The organism is Kocuria kalidii, from assembly GCF_044462225.1.
In the GTDB taxonomy this organism is placed as follows: Bacteria; Actinomycetota; Actinomycetes; order Actinomycetales; family Micrococcaceae; genus Kocuria; species Kocuria kalidii.
Genome location: NZ_JBISWJ010000066.1, coordinates 23974 through 47695, shown reverse-complemented (window position 1 = coordinate 47695; position 23722 = coordinate 23974). Strand labels below are relative to the sequence as shown.

The window sequence follows — 23722 nt, the reverse complement described above, 5'->3', positions numbered from 1 at the left end:
CTCCGGCGCGGGCCGGTGCGCGACGACGTCGGATGCGGTGCGGCCGGGGGCCTTCCGTGCTCCCGGCCGCACCGCGTCCGTCCTGCTCAGAACTGGGCGGTCTCCGTGGAGCCGGCCAGCGCCGTGGTGGAGGACTCCGGGTTGAGCACGGTGGAGACCAGGTCGAAGTAGCCGGTGCCCACCTCGCGCTGGTGCCGGGTGGCGGTGTAGCCGCGCTCCTCGGCCGCGAACTCCCGCTCCTGCAGCTCCACGTAGGCCGTCATCTGGTGGCGCGCGTAGCCGTGGGCCAGGTCGAACATCGAGTAGTTCAGGGCGTGGAAGCCCGCCAGGGTGATGAACTGGAACTTGAAGCCCATCGCGCCCAGCTCCCGCTGGAACCTGGCGATCGTGTCGTCGTCGAGGTGCTTCTTCCAGTTGAAGGACGGCGAGCAGTTGTACGCCAGCATCTGGTCCGGGTGCTCGGCGTGGATGCCCTCGGCGAACTTCCTGGCCAGCTCCAGGTCCGGGGTGCCTGTCTCCATCCACAGCAGGTCGGAGTACGGGGCGTACGCGTTGCCGCGGGCGATGCAGGCCTCGAGGCCGTTGCGGACCTTGTAGTAGCCCTCCGCGGTGCGCTCGCCGGTGACGAACGGCTTGTCCCGGTCGTCGACGTCCGAGGTGATCAGGGACGCCGCCTCCGCGTCGGTGCGCGCGATGATCAGCGACGGGACGTCGGCGACGTCGGCCGCGAGCCGGGCCGCGCTGAGCGTGCGGATGTGCTGCTGGGTGGGGATGAGCACCTTGCCGCCCAGGTGGCCGCACTTCTTCTCGGAGGCCAGCTGGTCCTCCCAGTGCACGCCGGCCGCGCCGGAGGCGATCATGGACTTCATGAGCTCGTAGGCGTTGAGCGGGCCGCCGAAGCCGGCCTCGGCGTCGGCCACGATCGGGACCAGCCAGTCGTCGACGCTGCGCGTGCCCTCGGCGTGCTCGATCTGGTCGGCCCGCAGCAGGGCGTTGTTGATCCGCCGCACGACGGCGGGGACGGAGTTCGCGGGGTAGATCGACTGGTCCGGGTAGGTCTGGCCCGCGAGGTTCGCGTCGCCGGCGACCTGCCAGCCGGACAGGTAGATGGCCTTGAGACCGGCCTTCACCTGCTGGACCGCCTGGTTGCCGGTCAGCGCGCCGAGGGAGTTGACGAAGTCCTCGGTGTGCAGCTTCTCCCACAGCTGCTCGGCGCCGCGGCGGGCCAGGGTCTGCTCCTCCTGCACCGTCCCGCGCAGGCGGACGACCTCCTCGGCCGTGTACTCGCGGGTGATGCCGGCCCAGCGGGGGTCGGCGTCCCACTCCTGGCGGATCTCGTCGGCGGTCTTGGGGGCGTTGGGGTAGATCATGTCGGCTCCTCGTTGAGTCGTCCGTGGACGGGGGTTCATCAGGTGCGGGGTTCACCGGGAAGTTCACTCTGCCGCGGTGACACATCCCACTTTGCCCTCCGTCGAGCGCACCTGAACCGACAAGTCGTGATGAATTTTCGGCGTTATTCGCTTATCGTGAAGAAATGACGACCAGCGCGTGGGGCTACGAGGAACCGACGGCCGCGGAGCAGCCCGGCACGACCGATCTCATCGGTCTGGGCCGGCGCATCCGGTCGCTGCGCAAGGACCGGGGGCTGACGCTCGCGGAGCTCGCGGACCGGGCGGGCACCGCCGCGTCGCAGCTGTCCGTGATCGAGAACGGGCGGCGCGAGCCCCGGCTCAGCCTGCTGCAGCGGCTCGCCGACGTCCTGGGCTCGAGCGTGGACGCCCTGCTCGGGGCCGAGCCGGGGAACCGGCGCGAGGCGCTGGAGATCCAGCTCGAGCGCGCCCAGCGCTCCCCGTTCTACGAGCAGCTCGGGCTGCCGACGGTCCGGGTGAGCTCCGCCCTGTCCACCGAGGTGCTCGAGGCGCTCGTGGGCCTGCAGGACCGCCTCGCCCAGGCCCTCGAGAAGAACTCGGCCACCCCGGAGGAGGCCCGCCGGGCCAACGTGCAGCTGCGCCGGCTGATGCGTGAGCAGGACAACTACTTCCCCGACCTGGAGCAGGCCGCCAAGGAGCTGCTGGCCCTGGGCGGCTACTCCTCGGGCCCCGTGTCCAACTCCGTGATCTCCGAGATGGTGGGGCGGCTCGGCTACAGCATCCACCACGTCACCGACCTCCCGCACTCGACCCGCTCGGTGACCGACCTGCTCAACCGGCGGATCTACCTGGTGCAGAGCCCGCGGGCGGACCACGACCCCCGCGCCGTGCTGCTGCAGGCCGTGGGGCACCAGGTGCTGGGGCACGAGCCCCCGAAGGACTACGCCGGGTTCCTGGCCCAGCGGGTGCAGACGAACTACTTCGCCGCCGCGGTCATGCTGCCGGAGGACAAGACCGTCCCCTTCCTGCTCGAGGCGAAGAAGGACCGCGACCTCTTCCTCGAGGACCTCAAGGACCGCTTCGCCGTCTCCCACGAGACGGCGGGGCACCGCTTCACGAACCTCGCGACCCGGCACCTGGGCATCCGGACCCACTTCCACAAGGTGCACTCGTCCGGGGTGATCCACAAGGCCTACGAGAACGACGGTCTCGCGTTCCCCACCGACCACACCGGGGCGATCGAGGGCCAGATCTCGTGCCGCAAGTGGTCCGGGCGGACCGTGTTCGACCAGCCCAACCAGTTCACGGCGTTCGCCCAGTACACGGACACGCCCTCCGGCACGTACTGGTGCTCCACCCGCACGGAGCACTCGAGCCAGGGCGTGTTCTCGATCGGGGTGGGCGTCGCGTTCACCGACGCCCGCTGGTTCCGCGGCCGCGACACCCCGCACCGCACCGTGTCGGCGTGCCCGGACCCCTCGTGCTGCCGGCGTCCGCCGGAGGAGCTCAGCCGGGTGTGGGCGGGGCACGCCTGGCCCAACACCCGGGCGCACTCGCACGTGCTCGCGGCCCTGCCGGAGGGCGCCTTCCCGGGGGTCGACGAGCGCGAGGTCTACGAGTTCCTGCACGCGCACGACGACGCCTGAGCGGGCCCGTCGCGGCCACCCGGTTGTCTGCCTATACCCGTAGGAGCTGGCCACTGCCCGGGAGCGCGCGTACAGTCCTGTGGGACCTCTGACCCCACCCACCCTCCTGGATGCTGCGCTCCACCGGGCCGGCACCGGGCGGAAAGGACGCCATGACCCAAGAGATATCGCAGACGATCGCGATCGTCGTCTACTTCGCCGCCATGATCGCGATCGGTCTCTACGCCAACAGCAGGACGAAGAACCTCGACGACTACATGCTCGGCGGGCGCAACCTCAAGCCGGGCGTCGCCGCGCTCAGCGCGGGAGCCTCCGACATGTCCGGCTGGTTGCTCCTCGGCCTGCCGGGCGCGGTCTTCCTCTCCGGGCTGGTCGAGGCGTGGATCGCCATCGGGCTGATCATCGGCGCGTGGGTCAACTGGAAGTTCATCGCGCCCCGGCTGCGCTCCTACACCGAGGTGTCGCACAACTCGATCACCATCCCGTCCTTCCTGGACAACCGGCTCAAGAGCGGCTCCCGGCTGCTGCGCATCGTCTCCGGCCTGATCATCCTGGTGTTCTTCACCTTCTACGTCTCCTCCGGCATGGTCGCGGGCGGGCTGTTCTTCCAGTCCTCCTTCGGCTCCACCTACCACTCCGGGCTGCTCCTCGTCGTCGGCGTGACCATCGCCTACACGCTCTTCGGCGGCTTCCTGGGCGCGACCTACACCGACGTGGCCCAGGGCATCCTCATGTTCATCGCGCTGATCATGGTCCCGGTCGTCGGCCTCGTGAACGTCGGCGGCTTCGGGCAGATGGCCGAGAACATCACGGCCGTGGACCCGGACGCCCTCTCGCTCGTGCGCGGCGCCACCGTGGTCGGCGTCATCTCCGCCCTGGCCTGGGGGCTCGGCTACTTCGGCCAGCCGCACATCATCGTGCGCTTCATGGCCATGCGCTCCCCCTCGGACGCGAAGGCGGGCCGCCGGATCGGGCTGACCTGGATGGTGCTGAGCGTGCTCGGCGCGATCTCGACCGCACTGGTCGGTCTCGCCTACTACGGCAACCGCCCGGACGAGAGCCCGACCGACCCCGAGTCCGTGTTCCTGGACCTGGCGCAGGTCTTCTTCCACCCGGTCATCGCCGGCTTCGTCCTGGCGGCCGTGCTCGCGGCGATCATGTCCACGGTGTCCTCGCAGCTCATCGTGTCCTCCTCCGCCCTCGTGGAGGACCTGTACAAGCTCACCGTCAAGCAGAGCCCGTCCGAGCGCAAGCAGGTGTGGATGGGACGCGCGGGCGTGGCCCTCGTCGCCCTCGTGGCCACGTTCCTGGCCTGGGAGCAGAACAACACGATCCTCGGTCTCGTCGCCTTCGCGTGGGCCGGCTTCGGCGCCTCGTTCGGGCCGATCGTGATCCTGTCCCTGTTCTGGCGCAAGCTGACCAACCTGGGCGCGATCACCGGCATGGTCCTGGGCGCGGTCACCGTGTTCGCCTGGACCGTGACGCCGTGGGCCGACCTCTACGAGATCATCCCCGGCTTCGTCGTGTGCCTCGTGTCCGCGATGCTCGTCTCGAAGGCCACCTACCGGCGTGACGAGGACGTCGAGCGGGAGTTCGACGACGCCGTGCGCCTCACCCACGCGGCGCAGGAGGAGATGGCGAGCCGCTGACCCCTCCTCCCGGCCGACCGGGGCCCGTTCCGCACGCCGGAACGGGCCCCGTCGCCGTCCGCGGGTCAGTACCCGATCGTGGCCAGGGTGGCCCTGATCGCCTCCGCGGAGCGGTGCAGCATGGCCAGCTCCTGCTCGTCCATGGGCACGACCAGGCGGTCGACGACGCCCCGGCGCGCGACGACCGACGGCACGGACAGGGCGATCCCGCTGATCCCCCGATAGTCGTCGAGGACCGTGGACACGGGCAGCACGGCGTGCTCGTCGCGCAGCACGGCCTCGGCCACGCGCGCGCCGGCCAGTCCGATGGCGTAGTTGGTGGCGCCCTTGCCCTGGATCACCGTGTAGGCCGCGTTGATGGTCCGGTGCGTGATCTCGTCCAGCCGCTCCTCGGTGAAGGGCCGGCGTCCCTCGACCGTCCAGTCCCGCAGCGGGATCTGCCCGATGTTCGCGTTCGACCACAGGGGGAACTCGGTGTCCCCGTGCTCTCCCACGATCGTGGCGTGCACGCTCGAGGTGGACACCCCGCCCTCCTCGGCGAGCAGCCACCGCAGGCGGGAGGTGTCCAGCACGGTCCCCGAGGACATCACCCGTTCCGGGGGCAGCCCGGTGAGCTTCTGCGCGATCACGGTGAGCACGTCGCACGGATTGGTCACGAGCACGTACACGGCCTCGGGCGCCTGCTCCACCAGGCGCGGCATCAGCGCCTCGAGGATCGACGCGTTGGCGCCCGCGAGCTCCATCCGGGTCTGGCCGGGCCGCTGCTTGGCGCCGGCGGTGACGAAGACGACGTCCGAGCCCGCCAGCACGGCGATGTCGTCGGAGCCGGTGACCCGCGAGCTGGGGGTGAACATGGCCCCGTGGGCCAGGTCCAGGCCCTCGGCGCGGACGCGGTCCCCGGCGAGGTCGTACAGGGCGACCTCCTGCGCGACGCCCTTGATCAGGGCCGCGTAGGCGAGGGACGAGCCGACGGAGCCGGCGCCGACCACGCCGATCTTGGTCCTCGCGGGTGTGGTGGGCACGGTCTCGGGCACGGGAGCTCCTTGCGGGTTCGGCGGTCCGCGACGGCGGACGGTACGTGTCCATCCTGGGTCAGCGGCGCGGGCCGCGGAAGGGGCCGCGGGGCCGTGTCGTCGCGCGGCTCAGGCGGCGCCGGAGGCGGCGGCCTCCTGCAGGAAGTCGCGCGCGATGGGTCCGCCCGTGACGGAGCCCAGGTCGCCGTCCTCGACGAAGACCGCGACGGCGAGGTCGTCGTGCTCGGCGATCACCCAGGAGTGGGTCCGGGGCGGGTCCTCGTCGCCGTACTCGGCCGTGCCGGTCTTGCCGACCGCGGTGTCCGGCTCCAGGCCCTGCAGAACGTCCAGGTGCCCGGACGTGACGACCGCCCGCATCATGGTGCGCAGCTGCTCCGCCTCCTCGGCGGTCAAGGGCTCCTCCGGGGCGGGTCCGGGCGTGGCGTCCTCCTCGAGCAGCCCCTCGGTGTCGACCAGCCGCGGGGTGACGAGACGACCTGCGGCGACCGAGGCGGTGAGGTTCGCCATGCTCAGCGGGGACACGAGCGTGCGGCCCTGCCCGAACATCGCCACGGCGTGCTGGGCCGGTTCCTCCTCCTCGGGGACGGCACCGGAGAACGCCGGCACCCCGAGGTCCGTCCCGGTCCCGATCCCGAGCGCGGCCGCGGCCGCGGCCAGTTCCGCCTGGCTGATCCGGTCGTGCTGGTCCACGAAGGCGGTGTTGCAGGAGTGGGCGATCGCCTCGGTGAGGGTGATCGACCCGGTGAACTCGGCCGGATAGGACTCGGCGTTGTCGATCCGCACGCCCGCCGCGGTCGTGGACGGCGGGCACCGGACGACGGTCTCGGGGGTGTCGCCCTCCCGGAGCATCGCCAGGGCCGTGACCACCTTGAAGGTGGAGCCCGGCGCGTACTGGCCCAGCAGCGCGGTGGAGTATCCCGCGGAGCCCGGACCGTTGGCCGAGGCGACGAGCTCGCCCGTCGAGGGGCGGACCGCCACGACGGCGGACGGCGACTCGATCCCGGCGAGGAGCTCCTCCGCGGTGGCCTGGAGCCCACGGTCCAGGGTCACCGTGACGGGCTCGCCGGCCTGCGCCGGCACCTCGTACAGGGGCTCGCCCGGGGACGCCTCCCCGCCGGGCCCCGGGCCGCCCTGCCCCCCGGCGTCTCCCACGACGGCCTCGACGACGACGCCGGGCGTGCCGCGCAACCGGTCGTCGAAGCGCTCCTGCACTCCCCCGCGGCCGACCACCGTCCCGGCGGCGAGCTCCCCGCCCGACTCCGCCACCTCCTCGGCCGTCGCCTCGGCCACCCCGCCCAGGAGGTCGGCCGCGAAGCCGCGGGACGGGGCCAGGGGCATCTCGCCCTCGACCGCGAGCAGCCCCGGGACCTCCTCCAGCCGCCGCGCGTCCAGCTCCCGGAAGGCTTCCTCCCGCAGCGTCAGCGCCTCGACGAAGGCGTCGGGCCCGGCCTGCTGCACGGCTTCCGCGTAGGCATCGGCGTCGACGTCCACGACCGCGGCGAGCCGACGCGCAGCCTCTCCCGGGTCCGTCCCGTCCAGCTGGGCCTTGTCGATGCCGACCCGGCGGATCGGCCGCTCCGTCACGAGCGTCTCGCCGTCCACCCCGAGGATGTCCCCGCGGTCCGCCGCCACGGCCCGGGAGCGGAGGGTCCCTCCCTCCTGCAACGACGGCTGCACCACGGCCGGGGACCACTCGGGGGCCCATCCGCCGGACTCCGTCCGGACCAGGGGGAGGGCCGAGTCGTAGGACCAGTCCTGCCCCGTGCCGGGGAGGTCCCAGGTCCAGGTCAGCGTGGCCACCCGGCGGTCCTGGGCCCCGGCCTCCTCCGCCCCGGCATCATCCACCCCGGCGACCTCGACGGCCGCGGCGGCGTCCCCGAGGCCCCCGGTCACCTGCTCGTACTCCTCCTGGGCGGCCGGACCCTCGACGTTCGCGAAGTCGAGCTCCTCGAGCCCGCCCGCGGCCAGGGCCGCGGCCACCCGCTCCGCGGCCTCCCGCCCGCCGTCCGGGGACAGCATCGAGCATCCGGTGGCGAGCAGGCCGGCGGTCAGGGAGAGAGCGACCGCCGGCCGCGTCCGCCGGTGGACCGCCCGGGGCGTCGGCAGCCGCGGGGTGCGGTGCTTCGGAGTGGTCTGCACGTCCTCGAATGTAGTACGTCCACCGCCGCCGGGACAGGGCGGGGCCGGGCACGGAAGAACCGGTGGGCGCCGTGTCTGCACGGCGCCCACCGGTCCGTCGGACGCGCCGGGAGGGGGTGCGCTCCGGCGCGCGGCGGGGCCGGTGATCGGCCCCTCACCACCGGATCAGCAGTGGTACGTGTCGGTCGGCGCCTCGAAGTGGACGTCGTAGCCCTCGGGGATGCTCAGGCCGAAGGCCGTGGCCAGGCCGAGGATCTTCTTCGCCCGGGCGAGCCGCGGCAGGTCGGAGCCGTTGCGGATCTCCCCGCCGTCGGCGTCGAACTCCTGCAGGAACTCGGAGGCCCAGGACAGCTCGGACAGGGACGGGCTCAGGCCCTCGTTGACGGTGGCCGTCTGCTCGGGCATCAGGCACAGCTTGCCCGTCATGCCGAACTCCAGGGTCACGGACGTGGCCTCGGCCAGCTTGGGCCCCAGCGCCCCGACGGCGGGGCCGTCGATGGGTCCGGGGAGGTTGGCCGCCCGGGAGGCGATCGTGAACTGCGAGCGCGTGTAGGCCAGCGTCATGGGGTTCTCGCCGAAGCCCGTGTCGCGGCGGAAGTCGCCGAGGCCGAAGCCGAGGCGGTACGTGGAGCGGGCGCCGGCGATGGCCTGCAGGTGCTGCACGCCGCGGGCCGTCTCCACGAGCGCCACGATCCTCGTGTCCTTGAGCAGCTCCGCGGTGCGGGTGACGTGCTCGGGGGACTCGACCATGGCCAGCATGACGCCCTCGAGGCCGCGGACGCCGGCGAGGGCGCGGAGGTCCTCCTCCCACCACTGCGTGCCGAAGCCGTTGATCCGCACCCAGGCGCGGTGCTGTCCGCCGTCCTCGTCCCGGGCGTCGAGCCAGCTGATGACGTTGCGGCGGGCCCGCTCCTTGTCCTTGGGCGCCACGGAGTCCTCGATGTCCAGGACGACGACGTCGGCCGCGCTCGCCCGGGCCGCCGCGAAGCGCTCCGCCTGGGCGCCGTTGACGAGCAGCCAGGAGCGGGCGAGCTCCGGACCGACCGCGGGAGCGGGGGCCGGGGGCACCAGCGGCAGGGAGGAGGTGCTCGGGGTCGTCGACGAGGTCTCGGTCGAGGTGGCAGTCATGAGGGCGTACCCGTTTTCCGTGTGGCGCAGCGAACTGCGGTGCGAGAGCGTGCCGGGGCATCCGTGCTGGGAGGGCGGGTGCTGCCCGGCGGAACCGTGCCCGGTGGCGGGCCCGCGGGAACGATCGCGTCGCGGGGGTCCGTCCGGTGCGTGCCTTCGGGCCGGGGATCGCGAGGTGGGCGAGCCGGTCCGTGCGCGCTGGATCAACGCGCTCGGCAGGTGCGGTGATCCCACCGTAACGCAGATCACACCCGGGTGCCACCCGGGCGCCGTTCAGGAGCGCCGGGCGGTGCGTGCGGTCGCCGGCGCGGTCCAGGGGTCCTCGGGCCAGGGGTGCTTCGGGTAGCGCCCGCGCATCTCGGCCCGCACCTGGGCGTAGGGACCGGACCAGAACGAGGCGAGGTCGTCGGTCACGGCCAGCGGCCGCCCCGCCGGCGAGAGCAGGTGGAACAGGACGGGGACCCTGCCGTCGGCGACCGCCGGGGACGCCGCCCACCCGAAGCACTCCTGGAGCTTGACGCTGACCACCGGCCGGCCCGTGGGGTCGTCTGCCGAGGGGTAGTCGATCCGGGCGCGCGACCCGCTCGCCACGGTCAGTCGTTCGGGCGCGAGCTCGTCGAGGCGGGACGCCTCGGGCCACGGGAGCAGCCGTCGCAGGGGCGCGGCGAGGTCCACCCGGGCGCCGCCGGCGAGGGCGTCGAGCTCGGGGGCGAGCCACGCGTCGATCCGCTCGAGCAGGGCGGCGTCGGCCATGTCCGGCCACGGTTCCCCGAGCCGGTGGTGGAGCAGCGCGAGCCGGCGCCGGAGCCGGTCGGCGCCGTCGGACCAGCCGAGCAGCCCGAGACCCTGCGCGGCGAGGGCGGCCCGCACCGCGCCGCGCGCCGCCTCCGGGGCGGGGCGCACGGGGGTCGAGGACAGCTCGATCGCCCCGAGCGCACGGACCCGGCGGGCGACGGCCCGCCCGTTCTCGAAGCGCGTGCGCACCTCGTCGCTCAGCAGGTGCTCGGCGCAGCGCTCGGCGGTCTCCCGGTCGAGCGCCGCCGCGGCGCGCACGACGGCCCCCGTGCCGGCGGCGGCCTGTCCGGCCGCGCGGGTGACGTCCGCGACGGCGAGCCACTCGTGGCCCGCCAGGGCGCTGCCCGGGGCCAGGCCCGCGCGGGTCCCGGAGGCGAGCAGCCAGGTGTCGCCCACCTTCCGGGCGACCCGCTCCGGCAGGGCCAGCGCCACGACGGCACCGGTCACGAGCTCGGCCGGGACCCGGCCGGTCCCCGGCGGCGCGGGCCGTGCCGCCGGCTGCGGGGCCGCGGCGGCCCGCTCCAGGCGGCGGGCCTCCTCGGACCACCGGCGGGCGTCCGGTGCCCGCCCGGAGCGCAGGTCGGCGAGCAGGCGGGAGAGGTCCCCGCCGGTCGGGCGGTGGTCGTCCGAGACCATCGCGACGACCTCGGCCGCCGGACGGGCGCCCACGGCGCGGGCGCCGTCGAGCAGGCCGCGGGCCAGGCGCGGATCCACGGGCACGGTCGCGAGCAGCCGGCCGGTCGCGGTCGCCCGGCCGTCGTCGTCGAGCGCGCCGAGCCCCTGCAGCACCGCGACGGCGTCGGCCAGGGCCGCCGCCGGCAGGGGATCCGGCAGGGCGAGGCCACGGCCGCCGGGGGCGCCCCAGCAGGCCAGCAGCAGGGCCGCCCCGGTGAGGTCGGCGGCCGCGAGCTCCGGGGTCAGGTGGCGGGGCATCGCGGCCCAGGTCCGCTCGTCGTAGCAGCGCACGACCTCGCCGGGGCCGAGCCGGGCCGCACGGCCGGCCCGCTGCTCGGCCGAGGCCCGGGAGGCCGCGACCGTGACCAGGCCCGTCATGCCGCGGCCGGCGTCGCGCCGGGGCTCGCGGGACAGGCCGGAGTCGACCACGAGGCGCACCCCCGGCACCGTGAGGGAGGACTCCGCGAGGGACGTGGTGACGACCGCGCGGGGCGGGTCCCCCGGGCGGCGTCCCGACGTGGCGCGGTCCTGCTCGGCGGCCCCGACCCGGCCGTGCAGCTCGAGCACCTCCGTCCCGGGGCGGCTCTCGCGCAGCCTCCGGGCGACCTGGGCGACCTCGCGGGCGCCGGGGACGAACACGAGCGCGTCCGTGGCGCCGTCCCGGGCCAGGGCCTGCGCGTGCGCGTCGGCCGCGGTCCGGGCGACGTGGTCGAGGAACGGGCGGGTGACCCCGCGGTCGTCGGTGCGCCGGCCGGGCGGCGGAGCCCACCGGACCGTGAGCGGGTGGAGGGCGGCCGGGCAGTCGACCACCGGCACCGGGCCCTCCGCGCCGAGCAGGCCGGCGAAGCGCGGGGCGTCGAGGGTCGCGGACATCGCCACGAGGACCAGCTCCTCGCGCAGCTGCCGGACCTCGGCCAGCATGCCGACGAGCAGGTCGGACTCGAGGCCGCGCTCGTGCACCTCGTCGAGGACCACGGCGCCCACGCCGGGCAGCCCGGGGTCCTGCAGCAGCCGGCGCAGGAGCACGCCGGGGGTGACGAACTCGACGACCGTGCCGGCGCCGGTGCGCCGGTCGCCGCGCACCGTGTGCCCGACGAGCTCCCCCACCCGGGTCCCGGCGAGGTGCGCCAGCCGGCGGGCCGCCGAGCGCGCCGCGACCCGCCGGGGCTGGGTGACGACCACGCGGCCCGGGCCGGTCCCGCCGGCGCGCTCGTGCAGCAGATCGGCGACCAGCGGGGGCACCAGGGTGGTCTTGCCGGTGCCCGGCGGGGCCTGCACCACGGCGGCGCCGCCGGCCAGGGCCGCGCGGAGCTCGCCGAGCACCCCGGCGACCGGCAGCCCGGCGCCGATCCGGGCGAGGTCGAACGGGACGGAGCTCATCGTCCCAGTGTCCCACCGGTGCCGGTCGTGGTCCGGGAGCCGCCGCCCCGCCGGCCGCCGTCCGGAACGGCCGGGTCCCGCACGGGGAGGGCGGTCAGTCCCCGGTGTGCGCCAGGAACTGGCGGAGCACCTCGACGAACGTCTCCGGCTCCTGCGAGTGGACCCAGTGCCCGGCCTCGCGGATCGTCACCAGGTGCGTCCTGGGGAACAGGCCGCGCATGACCGGCGCGTGCTCGTCCCGCACGTAGTCCGACCGGCCCCCGGCGACCCAGAGCACCGGCCCCTCGTAGACGGCGTCCCCGGTGTCGGGGAAGCCGCCGATGCTGTCCAGGCTCGAGCGCAGCAGCTCGAGGTTCGGCTCCCAGGAGAGGCCCTCCTCGCCGCGGCGCAGGTTCTGCAGCAGGAAGCTCCGGGTGGTGTCCTGCGGGATGGGCTCCCGGAGGGCCTCGTCCGCGTCCGAGCGGCGCTCGACGGCCGTCAGGTCCACGGCGGCGAGGCTGTCCAGCAGGTGCGCGAACTCGCCCTCGCCGCCCCCGGCCCGGGCGGGCGCGATGTCCACCACGACGAGCCGGGAGACGAGCTCCGGGTGCCGCAGCGCCAGCACCATGGCCACCTTGCCGCCGAGGGAGTGCCCGACGACGGCGACCGGTCCGCCCGAGGCGACGTCGTTCCGCAGGGTCTCGGCCACGGAGTCCGCCATCTGCTCGTAGTCCACCCGGTCCGTCCACTCGGACGCACCGTGGTTGGGCAGGTCCACCAGCAGGCTCCGGAAGTCCGGCTGGAGGTCCTTGGCGATCCGGGTGAAGTTCTTGCCCCGGCCGAACAGGCCGTGCAGGAAGACGACGGGCTCGCCGTCGTCCCCGACGCGGGTCGTGTGCAGGGTGCTCGTCCGGAAGTCAGCCATGCCCCGAGCTTAGACAGCCGCCGGCACTTCCGCCTCCGGCCGGCGGGACCACAGCCGGCACGGGCCCGGACAGCGGGCGCCGCCGGCGCCCGCCTCCGGTCGGCGCCCCACGTAGACTCGGGGGCGTGACTGACTCCACCCCGACCACCGGCAGCGCCCTCCCCGAGCAGGTCTCGGAGCTCTTCGACCCCGTGCAGTGGCGCACGGTCGAGGGCTTCGGCGACCTGCAGGACATCACCTACCACCGCGGCGTGGAGCGGGACGCGGACGGTTCCGTGGTCCGGGACCTCCCGTGGGTGCGGATCGCGTTCGACCGGCCCGAGGTGCGCAACGCCTTCCGCCCGGGCACGGTCGACGAGCTCTACCGGGCCCTCGACCACGCGCGGATGAGCTCCGACGTGGGCGCGGTGGTCCTCACCGGCAACGGGCCCTCTGCCAAGGACGGCGGCTGGGCCTTCTGCTCCGGCGGGGACCAGCGCATCCGCGGCCGCGACGGCTACCGCTACGCGGAGGGGGAGACCGCCGAGGGCATCGACCCGGCCCGCGCCGGGCGGCTGCACATCCTCGAGGTGCAGCGGCTGATCCGCACCATGCCCAAGGTCGTCGTCGCGGCCGTCCCCGGGTGGGCCGCGGGCGGCGGGCACTCCCTGCACGTGGTCTGCGACCTCACCATCGCCTCGCGCGAGCACGGGCGGTTCAAGCAGACGGACGCCACCGTGGGCTCCTTCGACGCCGGCTACGGCTCCGCGCTGCTCGCCCGGCAGGTGGGGCAGAAGGCCGCGCGCGAGATCTTCTTCCTCGCCCGGGAGTACGACGCGCAGCGGATGCACGAGATGGGCGCGGTCAACGAGGTCGTCCCCCACGCGGAGCTGGAGGAGGCGGCGATCGCCGCCGCCCGGGACGTGGCCGCCCAGTCCCCGCAGGCGATCCGGATGCTGAAGTTCGCCTTCAACCTGCCCGACGACGGCATGGTCGGCCAGCAGGTCTTCGCGGGCGAGGCGACCCGCATGGCCTACATGACCGACGAGGCGGTCGAGGGGCGGGACGCGTTCCTCGGCAAGCGCGACCCGGACTGGTCCGGCTTCCCCTACTACTTCTAGGTCCTGCGGGTGGGGCCGCGACCGGGTCCCGGCCCCACCGGCAGGTCGACGAGGAGGGCCCCGATGGCCGAGCTGATCGTCCCCGGCGACGCCGTGGTCCTGGACGGGCCAGTACCCGGCGACCCCCTGCGGCTGCTGTCGCCGCTGACCCGTGCGCTGGGACGCGAGGGCCCCGCCGTCGTCGTGCGCACGTCCGGGTCCACCGGCCGGGCCAAGCGCACGGTCCTCACCCGGGACGCGCTCGCGGCGTCCTCGATGGCCACCGCGGTGCGCACCGGCGGGGTGGGCCAGTGGCTGCTCGCGCTGCCCGCCCACCACGTGGCGGGGCTGCAGGTGCTCGTGCGCTCCCTCTACGCCGGGACGGACCCCGTGGTCCTCGACCCGGCGGCCCGCTTCACCCCGGAGGGCTTCGCGGCGGCCGCCGAGGAGCTGAAGGATCCCGTGCGCTTCACCTCGCTCGTGCCCACCCAGCTGCAGCGGATCCTCGAGCCGCCCTCCGGGGTGCGCAACGGGGACGCCGTGTCGGCGCTGAAGAGCTTCCACGCCGTCCTGCTGGGCGGCTCGGCGGCGCCGCCGCGGCTGCTGGCGGCCGCCCGGGCCGCGGACGTGCGGGTGGTGACCACCTACGGGATGTCCGAGACGTGCGGGGGCTGCGTCTACGACGGCGTGCCCCTGGACGGGGTGTCCGTGCACGTCGGGACGGCGGGGAGCGACGACGACGCCCCGCGCCCCGGCGAGCCCGGACCGGTACGGCCGGGCCGGATCTGGCTCGGCGGCGCCGTGGTCGCGGCCGGCTACGCCGGCGACCCGGCGCAGACCGCGCAGCACTTCCGCGAGGCGGCGGGGACCCGCTGGTACCGCACGGACGACCTCGGCGTGCTCTCCCCCGGCGGCGTGCTCACGGTGCACGGGAGGGTCGACGACGTCGTGAACACCGGCGGGGTCAAGGTCGCCGCGGGGCTGGTGGGCGCCGCGCTGGCCGGGCACCCCGCGGTGCGTCAGGCCCTGGTGCTGGGCGTGCCCGACGCCGAGTGGGGACAGGCGGTGGGCGCGGCGGTGGTCGCCGCCCCCGGCACCGACCGGGAGCGGCTGCGCGCCGAGCTCGAGGAGTCGGTGCGCGCCGAGCACGGCGCCGCCGCGGTGCCCCGGCGCTGGGCCTGGCCGGACGAGCTGCCCCTGCTGCCCACCGGGAAGCCGGACCGCGCGGCGGTGGCCCGGCTGCTGGCCTGACCACCGTCCGGTCCCCGGTGCGGGCGCGGACGGAACAGGGCCCGGACCGGGTCGTGGCCGGGGCCGGAACGGGGCGGCACCGGGGCGGCACCGGAGCGGCACCGGAGCGGGACCGGGGCGGGACCGTGGCGGGACCGTGGCACAATGGTGCGCGGCCCCGCACCCCCGCCGCGGCCCGCATCCCGCATCCCGCATCGCGCGCGAGTCGTTCCCGACGGAGGTACCCCGTGGCCACGCCAGCACAGTGGATCGAGGGGGCCCGGCTCCGCACCCTGCCCATGGCCGTCGCCCCGGTCGTGGCCGGCTCCGCCGCGGCCCAGGCCCTGCACTCGTTCGACCTCGTCCGCGCGCTCCTCGCCCTGCTGGTCGCCCTGTTCCTGCAGATCGGCGTGAACTACGCCAACGACTACTCCGACGGCGTCCGGGGCACGGACGACGTCCGCGTGGGTCCCCTGCGCCTGACCGGTTCCGGGGTCGCGGCCCCGGGGCAGGTGCGGTCGGCCGCGCTGCTCTGCTTCGGCCTCGCCGCCGTCGCCGGCGCGGTCCTGGTGGCGCTGAGCCGCCAGTGGTGGTTCGTCCCGGTCGGCCTCTCGGCCGTGCTGGCCGCGTGGGGCTACACCGGCGGGAGGACCCCGTACGGGTACCGGGGGCTCGGGGACCTCTTCGTGTTCGTCTACTTCGGGCTCGTGGCCGTGCTCGGCACCACGCTCACCCAGGCCGGCACCCTCAACCTCGAGGCGTGGATCGCGGCGCTGTCCACCGGCCTGATCGCGACCGCCCTGCTGATGGCCAACAACATCCGGGACCTGCCGGGGGACCGGGAGGTCGGCAAGCGGACCCTCGCCGTGCGGCTGGGGGACCCGCTGGCACGGGTGGTGTTCACCGCCGAGATCGCCGTGGCGCTCGCGCTGGTGCTGTTCCTGGTGCCCTACAACCCGTGGATGCTCCTGGTCCTGCTGCTCGTGCCGCTGGCGCTGCCCCCGGTGGCCACCGTGCTGCGGGTCCGGGACCGGCGCCAGCTGATCCCCGTGCTCCGGCAGTGCGGAGTGCTCAACGTCGGCTGGGCCGTGCTCTTCCTGCTGGCGGTGCTGCTGCGGCAGTGGGGGTGATCCCCGGCCGGGGCCCCGGACGCCGAGGGCTTCAGAGCTCGCGGCCGTCCTCGCGCAGCGTCCGGTCCACGTAGGCGTCCTCGACCTCCTGGTCCTCGAGCGCCACCCGGTTGCGGGGCTTCGGCGCCCGCGCGAACCACCGGTGGAACTCCTCCCCCGCGGCCCGGTGCAGGCGTGGGAAGAACAGGTAGGAGACCGCGAAGGAGATGACCACCGCGGCGATCCCGGACAGGACCAGCCCCACGCCCAGCCACATGCTGAGGAGGAAGGCCAGCACGACCAGCGCGAAACGGAGCAGGGAGTACTTCAGGAAATTCACGCCCCCAGTCTACCGGCGCTGCCTGGAAGAACTCCCGGGTCGCCGAGCTGACGTCCAGGCAACTCCCCTACGATTGTCGGCATGGGCAGAGCCATCCTCATCATCGGCGCGGCCGCACTCGCGGTGGGCGTCATCGTCTACTCCCTCATCGAGTGCGCCCGGACCGACAGCGCCGAGATGCGGGGCCTCCGCAAGGGCGGCTGGATCGCGGTGATCCTCCTCCTCCCGTTCGTCGGCGCCCTCCTGTGGCTGTTCCTCGGGCGCCCCAAGGGCACCGCCGGCTCGTCCCGGCCCGTGCGCGGCAGGGGCCCCGACGACGACCCCCAGTTCCTGCGCAACCTCGAGGAGCGGCGCCGGCAGCAGGAGCAGGCCGAGAAGCTCCGCCAGTGGGAGGAGGACCTGCACCGCGACGACGGACCGGGCACGTCCGACGGCACCGGGCAGGACGACGGCCCCGGGGACCGGCCCGACGACGACCCCTCGGGCGGCTCCTCCGCCGGCCGTCCCGACGGCCAGTCCGACGACTCCCCCGGCAACCGGCCTCCGCGCGACTGACCCGCCCGGCGGCACCGTCCGACCGGGCCCGCCCGAAACGACCGCAGCACGACGAACGGCCCGCACCGAGTGCGGGCCGTTCGTCGTCGGCGGGGCGGGCGCCGGATCGGGCCGGGCCGGGCCGGTGCGGATCAGACCCCGGAGTAGGAGTGCAGGCCCGGGAAGACCGTGTTCACCACGGTGAAGTTGAAGATGACGCACAGATAGCCGACGATCGACAGCCACGCCGACCGGTTGCCGGTCCAGCCACGGGTCGCCCGGGCGTGCATGTAGGCGGCGTAGACCACCCAGATCACGAAGGTCCAGACCTCCTTGGTGTCCCAGCCCCAGTAGCGGCCCCAGGCCTGCTCGGCCCAGATCGCGCCGGCGGCGAGGGTGAAGGTCCAGAACGCGAAGCCGACCGCGTTGAGCCGGAAGGAGAGGTTCTCGAGCGCCTGGGAGGACGGGACCATGGCGAGGAAGCCCGCGCCGGGCCGCTCGCCGGAGAGGATCGCCCGCTCGCGGCGCGCCTGCAGCAGCTGCAGAAGCGCCATGGCGAACGTGATGGTGAAGACCCCGGAGGCGGCCACGGCGATGGACACGTGGATCACCAGCCACCAGGACTGCAGGGCCGGCTGCAGCGGCCCCACGGGGGTGGGGAAACCGATGGTGGCCGCGCACAGCATGATCACCACGAGCCCCGACACGAGGGAGCCCACGAAGCGCAGGTCCCGGGCCAGCAGGGCCAGCAGGAACACGCCGGCGACCACCAGGGCGCCCGTGGTGCAGAACTCGTACATGTTGCCCCACGGCACCCGTCCGGCCGCGAAGGCCCGGCTGACCACCGCGGCGGTGTGGACGGCGAAGCCGAGGACCATGACGGCCACGGCCACGCGGGCCGCGGGACGGCGCTCGCCGGTGTAGCGCATCTCCTCGTCCGCCACGTGCCCGGCGAGGGCGGACCGCGCACCGGTCCGGTAGCCGCGCCCGCGGTGGCCCGCACCGTGGCCCGCGCGGGAGTCGGCGGGCTCGGCGGCGTCCCCCGAGGTCGCCGCGGAGGATCCTGCGGCGGCGCCCACGAGCTCCCGCCCACCGGCCTCCGCGGTCCCGCGCAGGGTCCGGGAGTGGGACGCCACGTCCCAGGCGAAGGCCACGAAGGCGACCAGGTAGGTCATCGCCGCCAGGAGCATGAACAGCTCGCTCCAGGCGCCCAGGGTCTCGTTGACGGTCATGCCGCCCATCCTCTCACTCGTTGTCCGACCGGGTGTCCGTGTCCCGCACGCCGGCGTCCTCCCACTGCTCGGTCCACAGCCGGTCCAGCCGCTCGGCCTCGGCGGCGAGCCGGGGGTCCTCGCCGCGGGCCAGCAGCCCGTACTCGAGCACCGTGCAGGTCCGGCCGTCCCCGTCCAGGCCCTCCGCCGCGCGCACCCAGACCCGGCGGCGCGCGATGAACAGGGACATCAGCAGGCCCGTGAAGGCCGCGACGAAGGAGACGAGCGCGCCGGTCTTGCCGGGGTCGTAGTGGACGTCCAGGCCCACGTAGCGCTTGACGTCGAGGAACTCGACCGCGCCCCGGCCCCCGGGCAGCTCGTACCGGGGATTCGCGGCGTCGAGCGTGATGGCGCCGTTCTCGTTGGTCATGGCGTTGAGCTCGGTGAGCGGCTCGACGTCGAGCACGTACACGTTCTGCGGCTCCCCGCCGTCCAAGCCCAGGTCGCCGGCGTACGCGGAGAGGATCAGCCGGGGGTTGGCGAGGCCGGGATCCACCGACCGCGGCATCTCGCCCTCCCCGCCCACGGCGGTGGGCAGCAGCAGCCCCACGAGGCCGAGCTGGTCGGGGCGGGCGTCCGGGACCTTGAGCACGAGCGAGGACGTGTAGACGCCGTCGGAGGGGACGGTCACGACGGGGCCCTCGAACGCGACGTCCCCGTTGCCGTCGGTCACCCGCACCACCGGGGCGTAGCCGTTGCCCACGAGGTAGCTCTTCACGCCGTGCACGTTCAGCGGCTGGTTCACCTTCAGCACCTCCTGCCGCGGCTCGGCGCCGGGCTCGTCCTGCACGGTGACCTCGGCCGTGAAGTCCAGGGGCGCCCCGTAGCTGCGCGGGTCGGTGGTGTCGCGGTTGAACACCGCCTCGAAGCTGTCGAGCCGCACGGAGAAGGGCTCGAGCCAGTCGGCGTCGTAGTTGGTGCCCGGGGTGAAGGAGTCGTAGCCGATGAGGGTGTTGACGAAGGACTCGCCCTCCACCACGACCCGCTGGCCCTTGTAGCCGAAGAGGGAGCCGACGGCCACGGACACCAGCACGCCCAGCAGGGCCAGGTGGAAGACGACGTTGCCGACCTCCTTCCACATGCCGCGCTCGGCGGCCACCGAGGGGGCGGCCGTCCCGGTGTCCCGCACCGCCACGCGGTAGCCGCGCCTGCGGAGCAGCCGGGCGGCGTCGGCGACCACGTCGTCCGGGGCCGGTGCCGCCGCGCCGTCGCGCCCGCCCAGGGCCAGGGACCGGTGCTCGGGCAGCCGCTCGAGCCGGCGCGGGGTGCGCGGGGGCTCGGCGCGCCACGCCCGCCAGTGCTTGGCCGCGCGCGGGAGCACGCAGCCCACGAGGGAGACGAAGAGCAGGATGTAGATCGCGGAGAACCACGCCGACGAGAAGACGTCGAAGATCTGCACCCGGTCCAGCCACTCCCCCAGGACGGGGTTGCTGTCGAGGTAGTCCTGGACGGCGGCCGGGTCCTGGATCCGCTGCGGGAAGATGGAGCCCGGCACCGCCGCGACCGCCAGCAGCAACAGGAGGAACAGTGCGGTGTTCATCTTCGTCAGCTGCGTCCAGGCCCACCGGGCCATGCCGAGCGGCCCGAGCGCGGGGAGCTCGACGTCGTCGTCCCGCCCGGACCGCTCCGGGGACGCCGCGGACGAGGGGCCCGACGACGGGGGCGCTGAGGTGCTCATGCCGGCCTTTCTGTTGGCGGTGTCCGACCGGGGCTCGGAGGTGCTCAGATCGGCATCACCCAGTCGGTGACGAGCTCGGCCTGCACCCACGAGACGAACGCGGTCCACGCCCCCGTCATCATGAGCAGGCCGACGACGACGAGCAGGCCCCCGCCGGCGCGCTGGATCCCGAGCCGGTGCCGGCGGAAGAGACCCATGGCGCCCATGCCCCGGCGCAGCGCCAGGGCGAGCACCAGGAACGGCACGCCGAGGCCCAGGCAGTAAGCGACCGTGAGGACGGCCGCCTTGCCGGTCGAGGCGCCGTCCACGTACACGAGCGCCTGCACGGCCGCGAAGGTGGGGCCGATGCAGGGCGCCCAGCCGAGGCCGAACGTCACGCCGAGCAGCGGCGCGCCCCAGAGGCCGGGCGGTGGGCGGCGCCCGATCTTGCGGTCCCGCTGGAAGAAGGACACCCCGCCGAGGAACACGACCCCCATGAGCACCACGAGGGCGCCGAGGACCACGGTGATCCAGTGCTGGCCCAGGAACCACGCGTACGCGCCGAGCTGGGCCAGCAGCACGGACATCACCAGGAACACGGCCGAGAAGCCGAGGACGAACAGCGTGATCCCCGCGAGCACCCGCCCGCGCCGCTGCTCCTGCAGATCCGCACCGGTCAGTCCGGTGACGTAGCCCAGATAGCCCGGCACGAGGGGCAGCACGCACGGGGACGCGAAGGAGACGAGGCCCGCGAGCAGCGCCACGGGCAGGGCGACGAGGAGGGAGCCGTCGAGGACGATCTCGGCGAAGGGATTGCCTGCCGTCATGCCGCTTCGGCCACCGTGTCCTCGAGGAGGGTCTCGAGCACGGAACGGTCCGCGACGCCGAGGATGCGGGCGGCCACCCGCCCCTGGGCGTCGAGCACGAGGGTGGTGGGCACGGCCTGCGGCGGCACGTAGGCGCTCAGCGCCATGAGCACGCCCCCGTCCTTGTCCTCGAAGGACGGGTAGGGGATCTCGAAGGTGCGCTCGAACGCCTCGGCTGTGGCCTGCTCGTCGCGCAGGTTCACGCCGTAGAACGCGGCCTGCCCGTCGAACCGCTCCGCGAGCTCCCGCAGGTCGGGAGCCTCGACGCGGCACGGGGCGCAGCCGGCGTACCAGAAGTTGAGCAGCGCGGGACGTCCCCGCAGGTCCTCGGCGGAGACGGTGGTGCCGTCGAACAGGGTCCCGGAGAACTGCACCGGCTGCCCGCGCTCGGCGGCCGGGTACTCGGAGACCGTGCCGTCCCCGGCGATGTAGCCCTTCCGGTCGCCCGAGTTCGCCTGCTGGGCCAGCGAGTCCTCCTCCGCGCATCCCGCGAGGGCGAGCCCGAGGACGCCGAGGCCCGCGAGCGAGAGCACACGGCGGCGGCTCGGGCGGGGGGCGGGCGAGGGGAGGGAGGTCACGGACGGATCACCTGGTGCTCTGGAGGGGACGGGGAGGGCTGCGGCGCCCGGCCATTATGAACCGGGAAGCTGGTTGACCCCTGGGTAGAGGGCGGCGGCCGGCTCGCTGTAGACGACCCGGGGCGGGCGCCCGGAATCGAGATCGTCGAAGACGAGCGAGGTGATGGACGCGAGGTTGCACTGCCGTCGGCGCGGGTCGTGCGGGAGGGTGCGCCCCTCGGCGGAGCGCCGGGTCAGCCAGATGGGCAGCTGGTGGGACACCAGGACGGCCTCCGCGCCGCTCCCGCCGCGCTCCGCGGCGGTGCGCCCGGCGTCCAGCACGGCCTCCGCCATGCGCCCGACCTGGAGCCGGTAGGGCTCGCCCCACGAGGGGCGCAGGGGGTTGCGCAGGTGCGGCCAGTGCCGGGGCCTCAGCAGCTCGGCCGCGTCCACGTGCAGGCCCTCGAAGTGGTTGTGGGCCTCGAGGACGCGCTCGTCGGGGTGCACCGGCAGGTGCAGCTCCCGGGCCACGGGCGCGGCCGTCTCCCGGGCCCGCTGCAGCGGGGACGAGACGAGGTGGACGATGCGGGCGCCGCCGTTCGTCCGGCGGGCGAACTCGGCGGCGGCGGCCTCGGCCATCCGCGCACCCAGCTCGGTGAGGCCGTAGCTCGGCAGCCTCCCGTAGACGATGCGGTCCGGGTTGAGGACCTGGCCGTGGCGCAGGAGGTGGACGGTCGAGGAGGGCATGGCACCCATGATCCCAGACCGGACGGGCAGGCCCCAAAAGGGCGGGCGGCTCAGCCGGCCGGGCGCTCGCGCAGCAGCCGGGCGAGGCGGCGCTCGTCGATCCGCCAGAAGTCGCGCGGGACGCCGTCGACCAGCACCACGGGGATCTCCTCGGCGTGCCGGCGGGCCAGCTCGGGATCGGCGTCGACGTCGACCTCCTCCCATCCCAGTCCCAGCGCGGACGTGACGCGGTCCACGGATCGCCGGGCGTCCTCGCAGAGGTGGCACCCGGGCCGGGTCAGGAGGGTCACGGCCGGCGGCGGGGAGGAGCTCATGGGCCCATGGTACGGCCCGCCGCACCGGACGACCGGGGCCGGGAACGCACCGGGGCCGCCGTCCTGGAGTGGACGGCGGCCCCGGTGCGCGCTCAGCGCAGGGTCACTTCTTGTTGCGGCGCTGGTGACGGGTCTTGCGGAGGAGCTTGCGGTGCTTCTTCTTGGACATCCGCTTGCGGCGCTTCTTGATCACTGAACCCATAGGATCCCTCGCATCTTCATGTCTCGGTGGTGGTCCCCCGGATCTCCGCCCGACAGGCGGGAACCGGGGGTGCCGGCCCTCGGACGGGAACGGCCGGGCAAACGTTCACTGACACCCTACCGTCTCGGGCGGGGAATGCTGCATTCGGCCCGGGCGAGAAGGCCTCAGGCGCTGCGGGACACCGGTGCGGGCCCGCTCCCCGGTTCCTCCCCGACCGCGTCCGGCAGCCCCGCTGCCGGACCGGCCGGGCTGAGCTCGGTGGGCGCCTCCGGCGCCGGCCCCGGGGTGCGCTGCTCCTGCTCGGGGTCCACGCCGGCCTCCCGGTACTGGTACTCGATGTGCTCCGCCACCAGGCGGGACGCGAGCCGGCGGTCACCGGCCGCCACGGCGGAGTAGATCGCCTGGTGCTCGGCGCGCAGCCGCTCCGAGGTGGCGCTCCACAGGGGGACGTGGCCCACGAGCGCCATCGTGTACTCGTAGATCGAGTCCCGCAGGGAGGACATCAGGGCCGAGACCACCGAGTTGCCCGCGGTCTTGCACAGGGCGATGTGGAAGCTCACCTCGAGGTGGTGGAACTCCTTGAGGGACAGGTCGTCCCGGGCCATCTGCTCGAGCAGCGCCCGCAGCTCGGCCATCGCCGGGTGGTCCGGGTCCGAGCGCTCCAGGGCCCACGTCTCGAGCAGCACCCTGGTCTGCACGATGTCCCGCAGCGGGTAGTCGGACGTGGCCATGTGCAGCTGCAGCGCGGGACCCGCGGAGGCCGCCGGCTCCCGCACCAGCATGGGCAGGATCGACTTGCGCGGCCCGTCGAACAGACGGACGATGCCCTGGGCCTCGAGCGTCTTGAGCGCCTCCCGCATGGTGCTGCGGGACACGCGGTGGATGGCCGCGAGATCGCGGTCCGAGGGCAGTTGTTGGCCCAGCACGAGGTGGCCGTCGAACAGCTCGTTCTCCAGCCACTGCAGGACCTGCTGATGCATTGCCATAGTCTCCAGGGTAGGGCCAATGCGGCCCTCCGGGGGGTGATCGCGGGTCCCGACGTGTCGGGAGCCCCGGTCGGCGGCCGGACCGGGCGCGGCGGGGCCCGGTCCGGCCG

Annotated in this window: 21 protein-coding genes; 6 read left to right on the top strand and 15 right to left on the bottom strand. The window is 74.3% G+C overall.

Going from position 1 to position 23722, the window contains the following annotated elements; all coding sequences use genetic code 11:
- Positions 1-86 precede the first annotated feature (86 nt).
- The gene (aceA, locus tag ACH9D3_RS09430) at positions 87-1370 is read right to left on the bottom strand and encodes an isocitrate lyase (RefSeq protein ID WP_396410743.1); all 1284 of its coding nucleotides are present in this window, start codon (positions 1368-1370) and stop codon (positions 87-89) included.
- A gap of 164 nt (positions 1371-1534) precedes the next feature.
- On the opposite strand from aceA, the gene ACH9D3_RS09425 reads away from it, so the two are divergent.
- Positions 1535-3016 (top strand): helix-turn-helix domain-containing protein, encoded by a 1482-nt coding sequence (locus tag ACH9D3_RS09425; protein WP_396410742.1) that lies wholly within the window; start codon positions 1535-1537, stop codon positions 3014-3016.
- Between the two features lie 152 nt (positions 3017-3168).
- Positions 3169-4665: a sodium/proline symporter PutP gene (putP, locus tag ACH9D3_RS09420; RefSeq protein WP_396410741.1), complete on the top strand. Its 1497-nt coding sequence runs from the start codon at positions 3169-3171 to the stop codon at positions 4663-4665.
- Positions 4666-4730: 65 nt separating this feature from the next.
- Here putP and ACH9D3_RS09415 read toward each other — a convergent pair whose 3' ends face one another.
- The 5 genes from ACH9D3_RS09415 to ACH9D3_RS09395 all read right to left on the bottom strand — a co-directional run bounded on the left by ACH9D3_RS09415 (position 4731) and on the right by ACH9D3_RS09395 (position 12720).
- Positions 4731-5699, bottom strand: coding sequence for an L-lactate dehydrogenase (locus tag ACH9D3_RS09415; protein ID WP_396400791.1), 969 nt, complete (start codon positions 5697-5699; stop codon positions 4731-4733).
- Positions 5700-5807: 108 nt separating this feature from the next.
- On the bottom strand, positions 5808-7838 hold the full coding sequence (locus ACH9D3_RS09410; RefSeq protein WP_396410740.1) for a penicillin-binding transpeptidase domain-containing protein: 2031 nt from the start codon (positions 7836-7838) through the stop codon (positions 5808-5810).
- A 165-nt stretch (positions 7839-8003) separates the two neighbouring features.
- Entirely contained in the window at positions 8004-8966 is a 963-nt protein-coding gene (locus ACH9D3_RS09405; RefSeq protein WP_396400792.1) for an HpcH/HpaI aldolase/citrate lyase family protein, read from the bottom strand.
- 273 nt (positions 8967-9239) lie between these two features.
- The gene (gene hrpB / locus ACH9D3_RS09400) at positions 9240-11816 is read right to left on the bottom strand and encodes an ATP-dependent helicase HrpB (RefSeq protein ID WP_396410739.1); all 2577 of its coding nucleotides are present in this window, start codon (positions 11814-11816) and stop codon (positions 9240-9242) included.
- Between the two features lie 94 nt (positions 11817-11910).
- Positions 11911-12720, bottom strand: coding sequence for an alpha/beta fold hydrolase (locus ACH9D3_RS09395; protein WP_396410738.1), 810 nt, complete (start codon positions 12718-12720; stop codon positions 11911-11913).
- 125 nt (positions 12721-12845) lie between these two features.
- Here ACH9D3_RS09395 and ACH9D3_RS09390 point away from each other — a divergent pair, with 125 nt between their 5' ends.
- The 3 genes from ACH9D3_RS09390 (at position 12846) to ACH9D3_RS09380 (ending at position 16159) form a co-directional block, all read left to right on the top strand.
- Positions 12846-13820, top strand: a complete 975-nt coding sequence (locus ACH9D3_RS09390; RefSeq protein WP_396410737.1) for a 1,4-dihydroxy-2-naphthoyl-CoA synthase — start codon at positions 12846-12848, stop codon at positions 13818-13820.
- 63 nt (positions 13821-13883) lie between these two features.
- Positions 13884-15050: an AMP-binding protein gene (locus ACH9D3_RS09385; protein ID WP_396410736.1), complete on the top strand. Its 1167-nt coding sequence runs from the start codon at positions 13884-13886 to the stop codon at positions 15048-15050.
- A 227-nt stretch (positions 15051-15277) separates the two neighbouring features.
- The gene (locus ACH9D3_RS09380) at positions 15278-16159 is read left to right on the top strand and encodes a 1,4-dihydroxy-2-naphthoate polyprenyltransferase (RefSeq protein WP_396410735.1); all 882 of its coding nucleotides are present in this window, start codon (positions 15278-15280) and stop codon (positions 16157-16159) included.
- 31 nt (positions 16160-16190) lie between these two features.
- On the opposite strand, the gene ACH9D3_RS09375 is transcribed toward ACH9D3_RS09380, so the two are convergent.
- Positions 16191-16478, bottom strand: a complete 288-nt coding sequence (locus ACH9D3_RS09375; protein ID WP_396410734.1) for a DUF4229 domain-containing protein — start codon at positions 16476-16478, stop codon at positions 16191-16193.
- An 81-nt stretch (positions 16479-16559) separates the two neighbouring features.
- On the opposite strand from ACH9D3_RS09375, the gene ACH9D3_RS09370 reads away from it, so the two are divergent.
- Complete coding sequence (locus ACH9D3_RS09370) at positions 16560-17033, top strand: PLD nuclease N-terminal domain-containing protein (protein ID WP_396400799.1); 474 nt, start codon at positions 16560-16562, stop codon at positions 17031-17033.
- A gap of 131 nt (positions 17034-17164) precedes the next feature.
- Here ACH9D3_RS09370 and ccsB read toward each other — a convergent pair whose 3' ends face one another.
- The 8 genes from ccsB to ACH9D3_RS09330 form a co-directional block, all read right to left on the bottom strand.
- Positions 17165-18244 (bottom strand): c-type cytochrome biogenesis protein CcsB, encoded by a 1080-nt coding sequence (ccsB, locus tag ACH9D3_RS09365; RefSeq protein ID WP_396410733.1) that lies wholly within the window; start codon positions 18242-18244, stop codon positions 17165-17167.
- A 13-nt stretch (positions 18245-18257) separates the two neighbouring features.
- The gene (resB, locus tag ACH9D3_RS09360) at positions 18258-19961 is read right to left on the bottom strand and encodes a cytochrome c biogenesis protein ResB (protein WP_396410732.1); all 1704 of its coding nucleotides are present in this window, start codon (positions 19959-19961) and stop codon (positions 18258-18260) included.
- A gap of 44 nt (positions 19962-20005) precedes the next feature.
- On the bottom strand, positions 20006-20767 hold the full coding sequence (locus ACH9D3_RS09355; RefSeq protein ID WP_396410731.1) for a cytochrome c biogenesis protein CcdA: 762 nt from the start codon (positions 20765-20767) through the stop codon (positions 20006-20008).
- On the bottom strand, positions 20764-21384 hold the full coding sequence (locus tag ACH9D3_RS09350; RefSeq protein ID WP_396410730.1) for a redoxin domain-containing protein: 621 nt from the start codon (positions 21382-21384) through the stop codon (positions 20764-20766). The genes ACH9D3_RS09355 and ACH9D3_RS09350 overlap by 4 nt, the downstream gene beginning before the upstream one ends.
- Positions 21385-21438: 54 nt before the next feature.
- Positions 21439-22110: a histidine phosphatase family protein gene (locus tag ACH9D3_RS09345; protein ID WP_396410729.1), complete on the bottom strand. Its 672-nt coding sequence runs from the start codon at positions 22108-22110 to the stop codon at positions 21439-21441.
- 50 nt (positions 22111-22160) lie between these two features.
- Entirely contained in the window at positions 22161-22424 is a 264-nt protein-coding gene (locus ACH9D3_RS09340; protein ID WP_396410728.1) for a glutaredoxin family protein, read from the bottom strand.
- 103 nt (positions 22425-22527) lie between these two features.
- Positions 22528-22626: a 30S ribosomal protein bS22 gene (locus tag ACH9D3_RS09335; RefSeq protein ID WP_005504750.1), complete on the bottom strand. Its 99-nt coding sequence runs from the start codon at positions 22624-22626 to the stop codon at positions 22528-22530.
- A 164-nt stretch (positions 22627-22790) separates the two neighbouring features.
- Complete coding sequence (locus tag ACH9D3_RS09330) at positions 22791-23606, bottom strand: FCD domain-containing protein (protein WP_396410727.1); 816 nt, start codon at positions 23604-23606, stop codon at positions 22791-22793.
- Positions 23607-23722 lie beyond the last annotated feature (116 nt).

Bases quoted from the DNA above. Each gene is read 5' to 3' on its own strand.
- aceA (WP_396410743.1), bottom strand. From the start codon at position 1,370: ATGATCTACCCCAACGCCCCCAAGACCGCCGACGAGATCCGCCAGGAG.
- ACH9D3_RS09425 (WP_396410742.1), top strand. From the start codon at position 1,535: ATGACGACCAGCGCGTGGGGCTACGAGGAACCGACGGCCGCGGAGCAG.
- putP (WP_396410741.1), top strand. From the start codon at position 3,169: ATGACCCAAGAGATATCGCAGACGATCGCGATCGTCGTCTACTTCGCC.
- ACH9D3_RS09405 (WP_396400792.1), bottom strand. From the start codon at position 8,966: ATGACTGCCACCTCGACCGAGACCTCGTCGACGACCCCGAGCACCTCC.
- hrpB (WP_396410739.1), bottom strand. From the start codon at position 11,816: ATGAGCTCCGTCCCGTTCGACCTCGCCCGGATCGGCGCCGGGCTGCCG.
- ACH9D3_RS09395 (WP_396410738.1), bottom strand. From the start codon at position 12,720: ATGGCTGACTTCCGGACGAGCACCCTGCACACGACCCGCGTCGGGGAC.
- ACH9D3_RS09385 (WP_396410736.1), top strand. From the start codon at position 13,884: ATGGCCGAGCTGATCGTCCCCGGCGACGCCGTGGTCCTGGACGGGCCA.
- ACH9D3_RS09370 (WP_396400799.1), top strand. From the start codon at position 16,560: ATGGGCAGAGCCATCCTCATCATCGGCGCGGCCGCACTCGCGGTGGGC.
- ccsB (WP_396410733.1), bottom strand. From the start codon at position 18,244: ATGACCGTCAACGAGACCCTGGGCGCCTGGAGCGAGCTGTTCATGCTC.
- resB (WP_396410732.1), bottom strand. From the start codon at position 19,961: ATGAGCACCTCAGCGCCCCCGTCGTCGGGCCCCTCGTCCGCGGCGTCC.
- ACH9D3_RS09355 (WP_396410731.1), bottom strand. From the start codon at position 20,767: ATGACGGCAGGCAATCCCTTCGCCGAGATCGTCCTCGACGGCTCCCTC.
- ACH9D3_RS09345 (WP_396410729.1), bottom strand. From the start codon at position 22,110: ATGCCCTCCTCGACCGTCCACCTCCTGCGCCACGGCCAGGTCCTCAAC.
- ACH9D3_RS09340 (WP_396410728.1), bottom strand. From the start codon at position 22,424: ATGAGCTCCTCCCCGCCGCCGGCCGTGACCCTCCTGACCCGGCCCGGG.
- ACH9D3_RS09335 (WP_005504750.1), bottom strand. From the start codon at position 22,626: ATGGGTTCAGTGATCAAGAAGCGCCGCAAGCGGATGTCCAAGAAGAAG.
- ACH9D3_RS09330 (WP_396410727.1), bottom strand. From the start codon at position 23,606: ATGCATCAGCAGGTCCTGCAGTGGCTGGAGAACGAGCTGTTCGACGGC.